Genomic DNA, 16,653 nt, shown 5'->3' with positions numbered 1-16,653 from the left:
ATGTGTATAAGAGACAGCCGCGAAACTGCCCGGGGTACGGGTGGTGGTGGCCGGTGGTCCGTCGGGCAGCAGCGGTCTGGCCGAACCGGGCGGCCTGGTTCGGCTGGCGGCCGAACTGGGTATCAGTGACAGGGTGACGTTCCTGCCGCCGCAGTCCCGTGAGGATCTGGCGACGCTGTTCCACGCCGCCGACCTGGTGGCCGTGCCGAGCTACTCCGAATCGTTCGGTCTGGTGGCGCTGGAGGCGCAGGCCTGCGGGACGCCGGTGGTGGCCGCGGCCGTCGGCGGTTTGCCGGTGGCCGTGCGCGACGGGGTCACCGGGCGATTGGTCGACGGGCACGGGACCGACGCCTGGGCAACGGCTCTCGATGAGCTGTTGCGGTTGGGTTCGGGACCTCGCGGATGGGCGATGCGCCGGGCCGCGGTCAGCCACGCGGCGCAGTTCTCCTGGGAGCGCACCGTGGACGCCCAGTTGGCCAGTTATAGCCACGCCATAGCAGACTTCGCCGCGGCTCGGGGCGGGCGGATGCGGGTGCTCGGTTCCGCGCGGCGGCCTCGCCGCTGGCCGACGCGGCGCGGGGCGCGCGCGTGAACCGGGGCGACGTTCAGGAGCTCATCGAGCGCACGCTGCAGGCCGCCGAGCTCACCTACTCGCCGACGCCGGGCTCGCACGGCGGGCTGCCGGGGCTGGTCGTGGAGCTGCCCGGCGAGCGCAAACTCAAGACCAACACCATCCTCAGCATCGGCGAGCACTCGGTGCGTGTCGAGGCGTTCGTCTGCCGCCAACCCGACGAGAACCACGCCGGCGTCTACCGCCACCTGCTCAAGCGCAACCGCCGGCTGTACGGGGTGGCCTACACCCTCGACAACGTCGGCGACATCTACCTGGTCGGCCGGATCTCGCTGGCGTCGGTGACCGCTGAGGAGATCGACCGGGTGCTCGGGCAGGTGCTCGAAGCCGTCGACTTCGACTTCAACACGTTGCTGGAGTTGGGATTTGCCACTTCGATCCAGAAGGAATGGGAGTGGCGGGTGTCCACCGGGCAGTCGCTGAAGAACCTGCGGGCCTTTGAGCATTTGATCGACGGCGGCGGTGACTGAGACACTGGCGGCCATGTCTGACTCTGCCACCCTGGTGCTATTGCGCCACGGCGAAAGCGAATGGAACGCCAGCAACCAGTTCACCGGTTGGATGGACGTCAACCTGACCGACAAGGGCCGCACCGAGGCGATCCGCGCCGGCTCACTGCTGGTCGAGCACGGCCTGCTTCCGGACGTGGTCTACACCTCGCTGTTGCGCCGGGCCATCACCACCGCGAACCTGGCGCTGGACGCCGCCGACCGGCACTGGATCCCGGTGCACCGCACCTGGCGGCTCAATGAGCGCCACTACGGCGCGCTGCAGGGTCTGGACAAGGCCGCCACCAAGGCGCGCTACGGCGACGACCAGTTCATGACGTGGCGGCGCAGCTACGACACCCCGCCGCCGATGATCGAGGCCGGCAGCCGGTACAGCCAGGACACCGACCCCCGTTACGCCGACATCGGCGGTGGCCCGCTGACCGAGTGCCTGGCAGACGTGGTGGCGCGCTTCCTGCCGTATTACACCGACGTCGTCATCCCGGACCTGCGGTGCGGCAAGACAGTGCTGATCGCGGCGCACGGCAACTCGCTGCGGGCACTGGTGAAGTACCTCGACGGAATGTCGGACGAGGATGTCGTCGGGCTGAACATCCCGACCGGCATCCCGTTGCGGTACGACTTGGATGCCGACCTGCGCCCGAAGGTTGCCGGCGGGGTCTATCTGGACCCCGAGGCCGCGGCCGCCGGTGCTGCAGCGGTCGCCAGCCAGGGCGCCAAGTAGCGGTTTTGGGCCCGCCCAGTGTGAATGCCGGGTGGAGACCGGGTGAAATCTTCGCGTTGAATTCACATTCGGCGCACGTCACGGTCGAACGCTGGTCAGCTCACGGTGCCGGACTAAGTACGATTTTGCCGTGGCTGCGACCTCGGCGCTGACGCTTGCTGCGGCGTCGGCGATTCCTGCGCTGGCGGCAGGCGTGGCCGCCGGCGTGTGGCTGTCGCCGCGACTGGCCGAGCGACGCCGCAAGGCGGCGACCGAGCGATCCGGGATCACCGTTGCGGAGATGCTGCGGCAGATCGTGTCGCACGCCTCGCTGGGGATCGCGGTGGTGGATTCGCACCGCGACGTCGTCTACCTCAACGAGCGCGCCACCGAGCTGGGACTGGTGCACGGCCGGCTGCTCGACGACGAGGCCTGGGCGGCCGCGCAACGCGCCCTGGCCGGCGACGACGAAGTCGTCTTCGACTTGACGGTGGCCAAGCGGGCTCCCGGGGCCACCCGGTCGGATCTGTCGGCCGTGCGCGGCTACGCCCGGTTGCTGTCGGAAGAGGATCGCCGGTTCGCCGTGGTGATCGTTGACGACCAGTCCGAGCAGGCCCGTATGGAGGCCAGCCGGCGCGACTTCGTGGCCAACGTCAGCCATGAGCTGAAAACGCCGGTGGGAGCGATGGGGCTGCTCGCCGAGGCACTGCTGGCGTCGGCTGATGACCCCGAGGCGGTACGCCCGTTCGCCGAGCGGGTGTTGGTGGAGGCCAACCGGCTCGCCAGCATGATCGGTGAGCTGATCGAGCTGTCCCGGCTGCAGGGCGCCGACCCGCTGCCGGACCTGGGCGTCGTCGACGTCGACGCGGTGGTCAACGAGGCGATCTCGCGGCACAAGGTGGCCGCCGACAACGCCGAGATCACGATCACCACCGATGCGCCGAGCGGGCTACGCGTGCTCGGCGACGAACCACTACTGGTCACCGCCCTGGCCAACCTGGTGTCCAATGCGATCGCCTACTCACCGCACGGTTCCCCGGTGTCGATCAGCCGGCGTCGCCGCGAGGGGTTCGTCGAGATCGCCGTGACCGACCGCGGCATCGGTATTGCGCCCAAGGACCAGCAGCGGGTGTTCGAACGGTTCTTCCGCAGCGACAAGGCCCGCTCGCGGGCCACCGGGGGCACCGGTCTGGGATTGGCGATCGTCAAACACGTGGCGGCCAACCACAACGGCACCATCACGTTGTGGAGCCAGCCGGGCACCGGATCTACGTTTACCTTGGCGATTCCCGCATACCAAGGCAGTGTGGACCAGAAGAGGGACGAGCAGTGATGACACCCACTATCGATAATGCAGAGGGTAGCTACGGCGAAGGGCAGCGCTGATGACACATGTCTTGATCGTTGAGGACGAGGAATCGCTCGCCGACCCGTTGGCGTTTCTGCTGCGTAAGGAAGGTTTCGAGGCCACCGTGGTGGGCGACGGAACCGCCGCTTTGGCCGAATTCGACCGGGCCGGCGCCGACATCGTGCTGCTGGATCTGATGCTGCCGGGGATGTCGGGCACCGACGTCTGCAAACAGTTGCGCGCGCGTTCCAGCGTGCCGGTGATTATGGTCACTGCCCGCGACAGCGAGATCGACAAGGTCGTCGGCCTGGAATTGGGCGCCGACGACTATGTGACCAAGCCGTATTCGGCCCGCGAGTTGATCGCCCGCATCCGGGCGGTGTTGCGCCGCGGCGGTGACGATGAGGGTGGCGTCGGCGAGGGCGTGTTGGAGTCCGGCCCGGTGCGCATGGATGTCGAGCGGCATGTGGTGATGGTGAACGGCGAGCAGATTACCTTGCCGCTCAAGGAATTCGACCTGCTCGAGTACCTGATGCGCAACACCGGTCGTGTGCTGACCCGCGGTCAGTTGATCGACCGGGTCTGGGGTGCGGATTACGTCGGCGACACCAAAACGCTGGATGTCCACGTCAAAAGACTTCGGTCCAAGATCGAGGCCGACCCTGCCAATCCAGTGCACCTGGTTACCGTGCGTGGCCTCGGGTACAAGCTGGAGGGCTAAGCCGCTCGGGCCCTCCTGCGCCCTCCCGATAGCCCCTTGATGGGGTCTCCTAACTTGCTCGGCGGGGTCGTCGTCGCCGAAAATCACGGACTGGACGCCTGACTCCTTAAGGTAGCCTTAATCAAGGTTGCCTACGGAATCCTTGGGCCCCATCCAGAACCCTTCTTCGCCAGTAACACGGGAGACGCGATCGATGAGCGGGCCGGACAGCACAGTGCATACCCTGCGCACGTTGGTTGACCTGCTGACGCAGCGCGCGGCGAAGTACGGCGAAAATCTGGCGTTCACCTTCTCGCGTGACGGCGACGAGAACGAGACCAGTCAGGTGACCTACCGGGAGCTGGACCGGCGTGCCCGCCAGATCGCCGCTGACCTGCAGAGTCAGGGCGCAGTCGGTGAACGCGTGCTGGTGTTGTGCCCCCCGGGACTGGACTTCCTCGCCAGCTTCTTCGGCTGTCTGTACGCCGGAGCCATCGCGATCCCGGTGCATCCGCCCATGCGCGAACACCTGCTGCCGCGCGTCGAGTCGATCATCGCCGACGTCCAGCCCGGCTACGCCCTCACCACCAGCGAGATCGAACCCAAGATCAAGCCCGCGATCGATGGACTGCCCGGCGGGCAGGCGCTGCGCTGGACGATCACCGACAGCGACGACACCGGCAGCGAGGCGTCCTGGGTGCCGCCGCAGATCGACGGCGACAGCATCGCGATGCTGCAGTACACCTCCGGGTCGACCAGTGCGCCCAAGGGCGTCGTGCTGACCCACGGCAACCTGGTGCACAACCTGTTGACCATCGCCGAGGCCTGGGGAGCCAACCCCGACATGCCGCATGTGACCGGCGTGTTCTGGCTGCCGCCTTACCACGACATGGGTCTGATCGGCGGCCTGCTCGAAACGATCTACGTCGCGGGCCATTCGGTCCTGATGCCGCCGACGGCGTTCATCAAACGGCCGATGCGGTGGCTGGAGGCGATCTCGCGGCACCGCGCGATGATCACTGCGGCGCCGAACTTCGCCTTCGACCTGTGCGTCGAGCTGAGCACCCCCCAGGAGCGCGCCGCGCTCGACCTGTCCAACTGGACGGTGGCGCTGTGCGGTGCCGAACCGGTGCGCACCGCCACCCTGGACGGGTTCGCCGAACTGTTCGGGCCGTCCGGGTTCCGGGCCGAGTCGTTCTACCCGGTGTACGGGCTGGCTGAAGGCACGCTGCTGGTGTCGGGTGGTTCGGACCTGCCGGTGCCGATGGTGCAGCACATCGACCGGGTCGCCCTGGGCGACAACCGGGTCATCGACGTCGCCGCCGATGACCCCAACGTGGCGACCATGGTCGGCTGCGGCAAGCCACGCGGCGGCCAACGGGTGATCATCGTCGACCCCGAGACCCGTCTGCAGTGCGCCGCAGACCAAGTCGGCGAGATCTGGGTCGCCGGAGGCAGCGTTGCGCACGGCTACTGGGGAGCACCGGAACTGTCCGCGGAGACGTTCTCCGCGACGCTGGCCGACACTGGTGAGGGCCCGTTCCTGCGCACCGGCGACCTGGGATTCCTGCATTCCGGGGAATTGTTCGTCACCGGGCGCCGCAAAGATCTGATCATCATCCGCGGCACCAACCACTACCCCAACGACATCGAACTGACCGTTCAGAACACCAATCCGGCGCTGCTGCGCGGCCGCGGTGCGGTGTTCTCGATCGCTCCGGAACCGGGCGCGGCCGAGCAACTGGTCGTGGTCCAAGAAGTGGACCCCAGCCGACTGAGCGGGGAGCAGGCCGACGAGGCCATGCAGATCATCCGCACCGCGGTCACCGAGAATCACTCGGTTCGCACCCACGCCGTCGTGCTGGTCCAGCCGTTGCAGCTGCCCACCACCTCCAGTGGGAAGATCCAGCGCAGCGCGTGCAAGCAGCAGTACCTCGACGGCGAGCTGCCGGTGGTGGCGCAGTGGCCTGCTAAGACCCCCGAGTCCCCCGCGGCGCCGCAGCCGCAGGCCCCGGCCGAGGCGCCGGCCGAATCGGGCGCCCACGGCGCGGCCGAGATCAGTGCCTGGCTTATCGAGCGGTTGGCCCAAGACCTCGAGTTGCCGATCGCCGAGATCGACCCGGCCAAGCCGTTCGCGTTCTACGGCCTGGACTCCATCCACGCGGTCCGGCTCTCCAGCGCCCTCGAGCAGTGGCTGGGCTGCGAGCTGGCCCCCACCATCGCCTACGAATACCCCTCGATCGACATCCTGTCGGCGCACTTGGCCCGGGTGGCCGGGAAAACTCCGGCGGTCCCGGATGCTGCGGCTGCCGCCGAGCGCGCCGAACGGCCCGCCGCCGACGAGCCGATCGCGATCGTCGGTATCGGCTGCCGATTCCCGGGTGCTGACGGGCCGGAGGAATTCTGGCGGCTGCTGTCGGGCGGGGCGGACGCCACCAGCGACGTCCCGGCCGACCGCTGGGACGTCGACGCCTTCTACAACCCCGACCCCTCGGTCCCAGGGACTGCGGTCACCCGCCGCGGTGGCTTCCTGGGCCAGGTCGACCAATTCGACTTCCAGTTCTTCGGGATCTCGCCGCGCGAGTCGGCGCAGATGGACCCGCAGCAGCGGCTGCTGCTCGAGGTGGCGTGGGAGGCGCTGGAAGACGCCGGCCAGGTACCGGATGAGCTGGCCGGCAGCCGCACCGGCGTTTTCGTCGGCATCTCCACCAACGACTACGGCTTCCTGCGGCTGGGCCAGCCGCAGCTTGTCGATGCCTACACCGGCACCGGCAACGCGCTGAGCATCGCCGCTAACCGGTTGTCCTACACATTCGACTTCCACGGCCCGAGCATGTCGATCGACACCGCCTGTTCGTCCTCCCTGGTGGCAGTCGACCTGGCGTGCCGCAGTCTGCGCGACGGCGAGTGCTCCATGGCACTGGCCGCCGGGGTGAACGTGATCCTGTCGCCGGCGCTGGCGATCAACTTTTCCAAGGCCCGGGTGATGGCGCCCGATGGCCGCTGCAAGACGTTCGACGCCGACGCCGACGGCTATGTCCGCGGCGAGGGCGCCGGAGTGGTCGTGCTCAAGCCGCTGTCCCGGGCGCTGGAGGACAACGACCCGGTGTACGCGGTGATCCGCGGCAGTGCCACCAACTCCGACGGCCGGACCAACGGCTTGATCGCCCCCAGCGGCCGGGCGCAGGAGCACGTGGTCGCCGAGGCGTTCCGCCGGGCGGGCCTGCCGGCCGGCGCGGTCCAGTATGTCGAGGCGCACGGCACCGGCACATCGATCGGCGACGCCATCGAGGCCAACGCCTTGGGCACCGCGCTGGCCGAAGGCCGGCCGGAGGGCAGTCGCTGCCTGCTCGGCTCGGTCAAGACCAACATCGGCCACCTGGAGGCGGCCGCCGGTATCGCCGGCCTGATCAAGGTGGCGCTGTCGTTGCAGCACCGGGAGATCCCGGCCAGCCTGAACTACACCGAGCCCAATCCACACATCGGATTCGACCGCCTGCCGCTGGAGGTGGTCCAGAAGCTGACCCCGTGGCCGTCGGGCAGCCGGGCGATCGCCGGGGTCAGCTCGTTCGGGTTCGGCGGCACCAACGCCCACGTTGTGCTCACCGAGGCTCCGCAGGCCCGGAGCAGCTACCCCGACGACACCGCGGCACCGCGCGCCGAACTGTTGGCGCTGTCCGCACGGTCCCCGGAGGCGCTCACGGCGTTGGTCGGCGAGTACGAGATGGCGCTCTTCTCGGGCGGACTCATGGGCGGCGCCGCGCTGACCGACCTCTGCTACACCGCCGGTGCCCGCCGCAGCCACCACGACTACCGGCTCGCGGTGGTCGGTGACTCCCCGGCGGCGATGTTCGAGTCGCTGTCGGCGTACCGGCAGGGCGAATCGCGGCCCGGGTTGTCGGTGGGTCACTGTGCCCCGAGCCGACCCGGCCCGGGTGTGACATTCGTGTTCTCCGGCCAGGGCTCGCAGTGGCACGGCATGGCTCGACAACTGCAGGCCGACGAGCCGGTGTTCGCCGACGCCCTGGCCGCCTGCGACAACGCGCTGTTCCCACATCTGGGGCACTCGATTCTCAAAGAGCTGGCCGCGCAGGACGGTCCAGAAGAGCGTTCCAAGCTCAAAGACATCGGCATCCTGCAACCGACGATCTTCGCGATTCAGGTGGCGCTGGCGGCGCTGTGGCGGTCCTGGGGCGTCGAGCCCGCCGCGGTGGTCGGCCACAGCCTCGGCGAGGCCGCGGCCGCCCATGTCGCGGGCGCGCTGAGCCTCGATGACGCCGCACGGGTGATCTGCGCCCGTGCCCGGATGCTCCGCGGCGTTCGTGGCCGCGGGGCGATGATGGTCACCGAGACCACCATGGCCGAGGCGCAGGAGCTCATCGCCGGCCACGAGCGTGAGGTGGCCGTCGCCGCGAGCAACAGCCACCGCTCGACGGTGCTCGCCGGTGAGCGCACGGTGCTCGAAGCGCTGATGACCAAACTGCAGCAGCGGGATCGGTTCTGCCGCTGGATCGATGTCGACGTCGCCTCGCACAGCCCGCAGATGGAAGCCCTGGGCGCTGGCCTGCGCGGCAGCCTGGTGAAGCTGAAGCCGACCGTCCCGACGGTGCCGATGTACTCGACGGTCACCGGGGAACTGGTTGGCTCCACGCTGCTGGACGCCGACTACTGGGTGGCGAACCTGTGCTCGCCGGTGCGGTTCTCGCCGGCACTGCGGCGGCTGCTCGAGACCGGGCACGACACCTTCGTCGAACTCAGCCCGCACCCCATCCTGCTCACCGGAGCCCGGGAGGACGCCGAGCATCTGCATCGAAGCGCCACCCTGCTGCCCTCGATGCGCCGCGACGACGACGGGCGTTCCACCATGCTCGGCTCGCTGGGCACCCTGTACACCCTGGGGCACCGGGTGGCCTGGGAGCGGATCTACCCGCCAGGCAGCCGCTGTGTTCCGGCCCCGACTTACCCCTGGCAGCGGGTGCACTCCTGGCTCAACGCCGGCTCCTTCGCGGCGCCGCGGCGTGGCGGCGCCGGCGGCAACGGTGGCGGCTGGCGCGGACCGATCCGGTCGGCCGCGCAGCCTGCCACGGTGCTGGCCGAAGTGGACATCACGGCCGTAACCGCGCTGTCGGCTGAGCAGCTGGGCGAGTTGGCGCTGACCGCGGCGGAGGTCGCATTCGGTCCCGGCACCCGCTCGGTCGCCGAGTTGACCCTGCGTGGCGGTCTGGACCAGGCGCGCACCGTGCAGTTCGCCCTGACCGGAGACGCGTTCGACTGCTATGGCAGCACTGGTGCGGACTGGACGCTGTTGGCCACCGGCACCCTTTCTGCCGACCAGTCGCAGGCGCCGACGGTCATCACCGCTCCGGTCGACCCGCGGGACCGTAGCTACCGGATGCGTTGGCAGCCGGCGTCTCTGCCCGTGGACGGTGAAGGCCGGCCTGCCGAGCCCGGCAGCTGGCTGATCCTGTCCGACGGTCCGGTCGCCGACACGCTGCGCGACCACCTCGAGGCGCAGTCGCAGTCCTGCGTGCTGGTGGAACCCGTCGTGGGGCTCCCCGAGATCGAGCGGGTGAGCGCCGATAGCTACCGGGTCGACCCGGCCCGGCCCGAGCACTTCGCCGAGCTGCTGCGCGCCGCGTTCGGCGGCGACCGGCCGCACTGCCGGGGCGTGGTGCACCTGTGGAACCTGCTGGCCGCGGCTGCGGCGGACACGACAGAAGAGTCGCTGGCGACGGCCACCGACCTCGGATCGCTGAGCGTGGTCCATCTGATCCAGGCGCTGACGCTGGCCGGCTGGCCGGAGTCGCCGCGGCTGTGGCTGGTGACGCGCGGGGCGCAGCCGGCCGGGTGGGAAGACGCTGAGTCCCGCCCGCTGTCCGTCGCACAGGCTCCGGTCTGGGGGCTGGGCCGTTCCATCGACCACGAGTACCCCGAGCTGCACGCCACCGGTGTCGACCTGTCCGTCGCCGGCGGCGGTGAAGAGCTGCGGGGCCTGTTCAGCGAGATCTGGTCGGACAGTTCCGAGACGGACGTGGCCCTGCGCGGTCAGCGCCGCTACGTCGCCCGGCTGGAGGCCTACCCGGCAGCGTCGGCTCCGGCGGCCGAGTTCGACCTGAGTGCGGACGCCACCTACCTGGTCACCGGCGGGCTCGGCGCGGTCGGCGGCAAGGTGGCCGGCTGGCTCGTCGAGCGCGGTGCTCGCCACCTGGTTCTGATGGGTCGCAGCGCGCCGTCGGCGACGGCGCAGGCGACGCTGGAGGCCCTGCGTGCCGCCGGCGCCGAGGTGACCGTCGCCCAGGGGGATGTCGCCAAGTCCTCCGACGTCGCCGCGGCACTTGCCAGCATCGGTGCATCGATGCCGCCGCTGCGCGGTGTGGTGCACGCAGCCGGCACCGTCGACGACGCGATTCTGGCGCGACTGGATGCGGCGAAGCTGCGTGCGGTGATGGCGCCTAAGGTCCAGGGCGCGTGGAACCTGCACAGCCTGACCGCGGATATGGAGCTGGACTTCTTCGTGCTGTTCTCCTCGGCGGCCTCGGTGCTGGGTTCACCTGGTGCCGCCAACTACGGCGCCGCGAACGCCTTCCTGGACGCGCTGGCCTGGCATCGCCAGGCCGAAGGCCGGCCGGCGTTGAGCGTCAACTTCGGCCCGTGGGCCGGGTTGGGCATGTTCAGCAACTCGGAGCTGCACCGGCATTTCTCGCACTACGGCGTGGAAGGGCTGTCGGCGGAGAACTACTTCGCGGCGCTGGCGGCGCTGCTGGCCGATGGTGCGACCGAAGCGATGGTGCTCGACATCGACTGGTCGCGGTGGCGTCCGAGCGCACAGTCGCCGCTGCTGCGCGACCTGCAGGCCACGGTGGACAGCGACCAAGGTGCCGGCGCGTCCGGCGGTGGCGTGGCCGGGGGCCTGTTCGATGCGGTTCAGGCCGCCGACGCGCAGGAGCGCCAGCGGCTGCTGGAGACCTACCTGCGTGACCTGGTCGCCGGGAAGCTGGGCCTGGCTCCGGCCAGCCTGGACATCCACGCGCCGCTGAACAGCCTCGGGGTGGATTCGCTGATCACCCTGGAACTTCGCATCCAGGTCGAGCGCGAGCTCGGTATCGTGGTTCCCGTTGCCCGGCTGTTGGACGGGCCCAGCGTGGTGAGCCTGTCCAGCTGGCTCGGTGAGCAGTTGGCCTCCGGACCGGACCAGGCGGTGGCTGACCAAGGAGCCGCAGCGTCGGAGCTTGCCCCGGAAGCCGGGGGAGCAGCCGCGCCCCAGGAAATGGAGTTGCTGGCGCAGGTCACCGAACTCTCCGATGAAGCGGTGGATGCCTTGCTGGCGAAGATGATGGCCGACGATGGGGGCAGCGCGTGACGGAGCGTCCGGACGTGCCCACCGACATCTCCAGCCTGTCGCCGGAGAAAAAGCGTGAGTTGCTTGCCCAGTTGCTGATGGCCAAGGCGCAGGACGCGGCAGCTGAGCATGAGCTGTCCTACGGGCAGCGCTCGATGTGGTTCATGCACCGGCTCGCGCCCGACAGCGCGGCCTACACCGTCGCCTACGCCGGACGCATCGACGGCGGCCTGGATGTGCCGGCCCTGGAGCGGGCCGCGCAGGCGTTGGTGGCCCGGCACCCGATGCTGCGGACCACCTACACCGAACGGGACGGCCAGCCCGTCGCCCTGGTCCACGCACAGTGGCCGCTGCGGATCGCCACGCATCGCATCGGTGCGGACGCGGCCGAACTCGACCGGTGGGTCCAGGCGGAGATCGACCGGCCCTTCGATCTGCGCACCGGCCCGGTGCTGCGGCTGACCCTCCTGCAGCGGCCGGACGACCACGTGCTGCTGCTGACGGTGCACCACATCGCGGTCGACTTCTGGTCCATCGACATCATCCTCGATGAACTGCGTGCGCTCTACGCCGCCGAACACGGAGCCACCCCTCCAGAAGAGACCGCAGACCGCTACGTCGACTACGCCGCTCAGCAGTCCCGGATGCTGGCCGGGCCCGAGGGCGAGCGGCTTTGGGAGTACTGGCATGAGACGCTGGGCGGCGAACTGCCGACCCTGGCCCTGCCCACCGATCGCCCGCGGCCCGCGATCCAGACCTACGACGGTGCGCTGCACCGGTTCAGCGTCGACGCCCAGGTCACCGCCGGGCTCAAGCAGGTGGCGCGGACCGTCGGAGCGACGCCTTACATGACCCTGCTGGCGGCCTATGCGGTGCTTTTGCACCGCTACAGCGGGCAGGACGACCTCATCATCGGTTCGCCGTTCGCCTGCCGCGACCGGGCCGGGCTGATGGGCATGGTCGGCTACGTCACCAACCCGCTGCCGCTGCGTGTCGACGTCAGTGACGACCCGAGCTTTGCTGCGTTGCTGGGGCAGGTCAAAGACACCGTGCTGGGCGCGATCGGCCACCAGGAGTACCCGCTGCCGCTGCTCGTCGAGCGGCTGCGGCCGGTGCGTGACGCCGGGCGCACCCCGCTGTTCCAGGTGTCGTTCGCCTGGCAGCAGGTCCGGCTGTTCGAAGACAACGTGTCGGGTGGGGACGGCGTCCTGCATCTGGAAACCCTCTACATCGGCCAGGGCGGCTCACCCTTCGACATCACCATGCAGGTCGGCGAGCAGGGCCCCGACGACGCTCGGGAACTTCAGCTTGCCCTGCAGTACAACACCGACCTGTTCGACGCCGCGACCATGCAGGCCCTAGCGCAGCACTTCACGCTGCTGCTGACCGAGCTGGCCCAGCCCGGGGCGGCGCAGCTCCCGGTCTCGCAGCTGAGGTTGCTCACCGACGCCGAGCGCGCCGCGCTGGCAGCCTGGAACGACACCGCGGTCGACTACTCGTCCGCTCCGGCCACCCTGCACGAGATGGTCGCCGCAAGCGCCGCGCGCACCCCGGAGGCCGTCGCGGTCAGCTACGACGGCCGCGATATCAGCTATGGCGAACTGGACCGGCGGGCCAACGGGCTGGCACACCGGTTGCGCCAGTTCGGTGTTGGCGCCGGCCCGGGTCCCGCTGTGGTTCCGGTGCTGCTCGAGCGCTCCGAGGACCTGGTGATCGCGCTGCTCGGCGTGCTCAAGGCCGGTGGGGTATTCCTGCCGCTGGACCCCGCGCAGCCCACCGGCCGGATGGAAGCGATGCTCGCCGACGTCCCCGATGCCCCGGTATGCGTCACGCACCGTGAGCATTTGCCGCATGTGCCAACGGGTTTCACCGGTGCCCGGCTGTGCCTGGATCAGCCGTCTACGGCGCCCGCCGAGGAAATGTCGGCTCCCGAGACGGGCACGACGTCCGCAGACCTGGCCTACCTGATGTACACCTCGGGTTCCACCGGGGCGCCCAAGGGCGCGCTGAACAGCCACGCCGGCATTCGCAACCGGCTGCTGTGGATGCAGGACGCCTACCAGCTGACCGCCGAAGACCGGGTGCTGCACAAGACCCCGATCAACTTCGACCCGTTCGTCTGGGAGATCTTCTGGCCGTTGACGGTCGGCGCCCGGGTGGTGATCGCCAAACCCGAGGGCCACAAGGACGCCGCGTACCTGGCGCGCACCATCGTGGAACAGCACGTCACCACAATGCATTTCGTTCCGTCGATGCTGCGCCGGTTCCTCGCGGAACCCCAGGCGGCCTCCTGTACCGGCCTGCGCAAGGTGTTCTGCAGCGGCGAAGCGCTCACCGCGGACCTGCGCGACAGCTTCTTCGCCACGCTGCCCGCCGAGCTGTACAACCTGTACGGCCCGACCGAAGCCGCCATCGACGTCACCCATTTCCATTGTGTGCGTGGGGAAACCGATCCGATCATCCCGATCGGCCGGCCGATCGCCAATATCGCGATCCACTTGCTGGACGCGGTGGGCAACCCGGTTCCGATCGGAGTACCCGGCGAACTGCACATCGGCGGCGTGGGTGTCGGCCGTGGCTACCTGAACCGGCCCGAGGCCACCGCGGCCGCATTCGTGGAAGACCCGTTCAGCTCTGCGCCGGGTGCCTTGCTCTACCGCACCGGCGATCTGGCCCGCTACCGCCCAGACGGCACCATCGAGTATCTGGGCCGTCGCGACGACCAGGTGAAGATCAACGGCTTCCGGATCGAACTCGGTGAGGTGGAGGCCGCGCTGGCCAAACACCCCGGTATCGCCGAGAACGCCGTCGTGGCACGCAAAGACGCCTCCGGCCACACCCAGCTGATCGCCCATATCGTGCCGGTCGCCGCGGCTCCGGGCACGGCCGAGTTGCGCCGCTTCCTGCTGGACCTGGTGCCGGCGGCGATGGTTCCGGCGGTGTTTCGCGCAGGCGATCTGCTGCCGTTGTCGGCCAGCGGCAAGGTGGATCGCCGGGCGCTGCTGGCCCTCGACAAGGACCTGGACGCCGCGCCTACGGTGTTCGTCGCGCCCCGCGACGCCACCGAAGAGGCACTGGCCCAGATCTGGCGCGAGGTGCTCGATGTGGAGCGAGTCGGCGTGACCGATGACTTCTTCGCTCTTGGCGGCGCCTCCACCCAGGCGCTCGAAGTCGCAGTGCGCGTGGGGGAGCTCGGCCTGGAACTGCGGCCGGAGTCCCTGTTCGTCTACGGCACCATCGCTGAGCTGGCCGCCGAGTTCGGCCCGATCGGCGGGGCCGAGGCCGAGCAGGCAGGCGGGCCGCCCGCGCCACAGCCCGAACCCGTGGTGGTCGCGCCCCAGCCTGCTGCAGCGCCCAAGCCGGCCGCGGCACCGGCGATCAAACCCGTGCAGAACGGTCCGGCGCGCAACGTCGTGATCGAGAGCCTCGGCGTGTACCTGCCGCCGCGGGCGGTCTCCACCGAACAGGTCCTGGCCGACTGCGTCAACGAGGTGAAGATCCCGCTGGAGCGACTCACCGGCATCAAGAACCGGCGGATGGCCGGCCAAGACGAGTTCTCGATCGACTTGGGCCGCAAGGCGATCGCCGACTGTTTGTCGCGGTCGAGCTACGCCCCCGAAGAGATCGACCTGGTGATCGCGTGCAACATCTCGCGCTGCGACGGCCCGGAGCACATGTTCACCTTCGAGCCGAGCACCGCGTCGCAGTTCCGTGACCAGCTGGGGCTGACCAACGCCGTCTGCTTCGACATCAACAATGCCTGCGCGGGCATGTTCACCGGCGTGAGCGTGGCCCAGGACTTCCTCAAAACCGGCCTGGTGCGCAACGCGTTGGTGGTCAGTGGCGAATACATCAGCCACATCACCGAAACCGCGCAGCAGGAGATCGAAAGTGCGATGGACCCGCGGCTGGCCTGCCTGACCGTCGGCGACGCCGGCGCGGCCGCGGTGCTCGAACTCGGGCCCAACGACCGGGTCGGTTTCCACGATCTGGATCTGGCCACGTTCAGCGAATTCGCCAAGCTGTGCATCGCCAAGGCCACCGAAGGTCCGCACGGCGGCGCCATCATGGTCACCGACTCGGTCACCCAGACCGCGATCGCGGTAAAGCACTCGGTGCCGTATGTGGCGGCGGTCATGCAGCGGCACGGCTGGCGTCCCGAGACGGCTGATCAGTTGCTCATGCATCAGACCTCCGAGGCGTCGATCAACGACGCCATCCTGACCATCAACCGGGTCTTCGGTGCCGGGGCCGCAAGCCGGGCCAACACCATCTGCAACCTCGCAGAGCGCGGGAACACCGCTACCACGACGCATTTTGTTGCGCTGTATGACTACATCAACGCTGGGCGTATCAACTCCGGTGACAACGTCGTACTGTCCATCACCGGCTCCGGGCAGACCATCGGAACCGGCCTCTACACATTCGACGACCTGCCCGACCGGATGCGGCGGGCCGGCAACGCCCGCTCCGGCAGCGGCACGCGCGGCGGCCGCTCCGGCGGCGGTCGCCGGGAACTCCCGGCGACGCCGCGCGTGCGCATCGAGGGCATCGGCATCGCTCCAGAGGGGCAGACGCCGCCCAGCTCGATCCAGTTCGCCGTCGACGCCGCTACCGCCTGCCTGGCCGACAGCGGTGTCGACCGCACCGACGTCGGCCTGGTGATCCACGCCGGCATCTACCGCGACGACTTCCTGTCCGAGCCGGCCGTCGCGACCCTGGTCGCCGGGGAGGTCGGAATCAACGCCGAGCCGGAGTCCGCGGACGCCCCCAAGACCTTCGCGTTCGACGTCCTCAACGGCGCGGTCGGTTTCCTCAACGGCTGCCATGTGGCGGCCGGCATGATCGGTGCCGGGCGGACCGGACATGCCATGGTGCTGGCCTCCGAAGTGGAGAACAACACGGCGGAGAGCGGGTACCCGCGCAACGGTATCGCCGAGACGGGGTCGGCACTCATGCTGAGCCCCAGCCACGGACCAGAAGGCTTCGGCCGGTTCGTCTTCGGCCACCACCCGGAGTATCGGGGCGCACTGGCTACCTACACCCAGGAGCGCGACGGCCGGATGTGGCTGCGGATCGACCGCGACCCGAACCTGGCCGCGATCTACGTCAGCTGCCTGCCCTCGTCGGTCAAGGAGTTGCTGACGCTGGAGGGTCTGGCGCCCCAGGACATCGCGTTGGTGTTCCCGCCGTACCTGCCCGGTGCGGCCCTCGATGAGCTGGCCGCGCACATCGATGTGGAACGGTCGCGGTTCGTCGACCTCGAAGCGCAGGGCCAGACCAGTGACCCGTTCACCTCGACGCTGCCCTACCAGATCGTCGACGCCCGCCGGCGCGGCCTGGTCAAGCCGGGCGACATCGCGCTGATCATGGCGGTCGGCTCGGGTGTCGAGGTCGCTTGCACGACCTACCGGTTCTGATCG

At 69.2% G+C, this 16,653-nt stretch carries 6 protein-coding genes and 1 pseudogene; all 7 read left to right on the top strand.

Annotated features, from left to right (window positions below; translation table 11 throughout):
- Nucleotides 1-16 precede the first annotated feature (16 nt).
- Nucleotides 17-592: pseudogene (locus LI94_RS09155) on the top strand (glycosyltransferase); the annotation flags it as partial.
- The gene (locus tag LI94_RS09150) at nt 589-1,101 is read left to right on the top strand and encodes a YbjN domain-containing protein (protein ID WP_024443445.1); all 513 of its coding nucleotides are present in this window, start codon (nt 589-591) and stop codon (nt 1,099-1,101) included. The pseudogene LI94_RS09155 and the gene LI94_RS09150, both read left to right, overlap by 4 nt.
- Before the next feature lie 13 nt (nt 1,102-1,114).
- Nucleotides 1,115-1,864, top strand: a complete 750-nt coding sequence (locus LI94_RS09145; RefSeq protein WP_046300990.1) for a phosphoglyceromutase — start codon at nt 1,115-1,117, stop codon at nt 1,862-1,864.
- 130 nt (nt 1,865-1,994) lie between these two features.
- Nucleotides 1,995-3,176 (top strand): ATP-binding protein, encoded by a 1,182-nt coding sequence (locus LI94_RS09140; RefSeq protein WP_024443447.1) that lies wholly within the window; start codon nt 1,995-1,997, stop codon nt 3,174-3,176.
- A gap of 52 nt (nt 3,177-3,228) precedes the next feature.
- A complete protein-coding gene (gene regX / locus LI94_RS09135) occupies nt 3,229-3,912 on the top strand; it encodes a two-component sensory transduction protein RegX (protein ID WP_024443448.1) in 684 nt (227 codons plus the stop codon).
- Nucleotides 3,913-4,144: 232 nt separating this feature from the next.
- Entirely contained in the window at nt 4,145-11,251 is a 7,107-nt protein-coding gene (locus LI94_RS09130) for a type I polyketide synthase (protein ID WP_239651188.1), read from the top strand.
- A complete protein-coding gene (locus LI94_RS09125) occupies nt 11,248-16,650 on the top strand; it encodes a non-ribosomal peptide synthetase (RefSeq protein WP_024443450.1) in 5,403 nt (1,800 codons plus the stop codon). The genes LI94_RS09130 and LI94_RS09125 overlap by 4 nt, the downstream gene beginning before the upstream one ends.
- The last annotated feature ends 3 nt before the right edge of the window (nt 16,651-16,653 follow it).

The sequence above is a fragment of the Mycobacterium sp. UM_Kg27 genome (assembly GCF_000972905.1).
In the GTDB taxonomy this organism is placed as follows: Bacteria; Actinomycetota; Actinomycetes; order Mycobacteriales; family Mycobacteriaceae; genus Mycobacterium.
The sequence above is the reverse complement of the archived record's forward strand: the minus strand, read 5'-3'. Positions and strand labels throughout refer to the sequence as shown.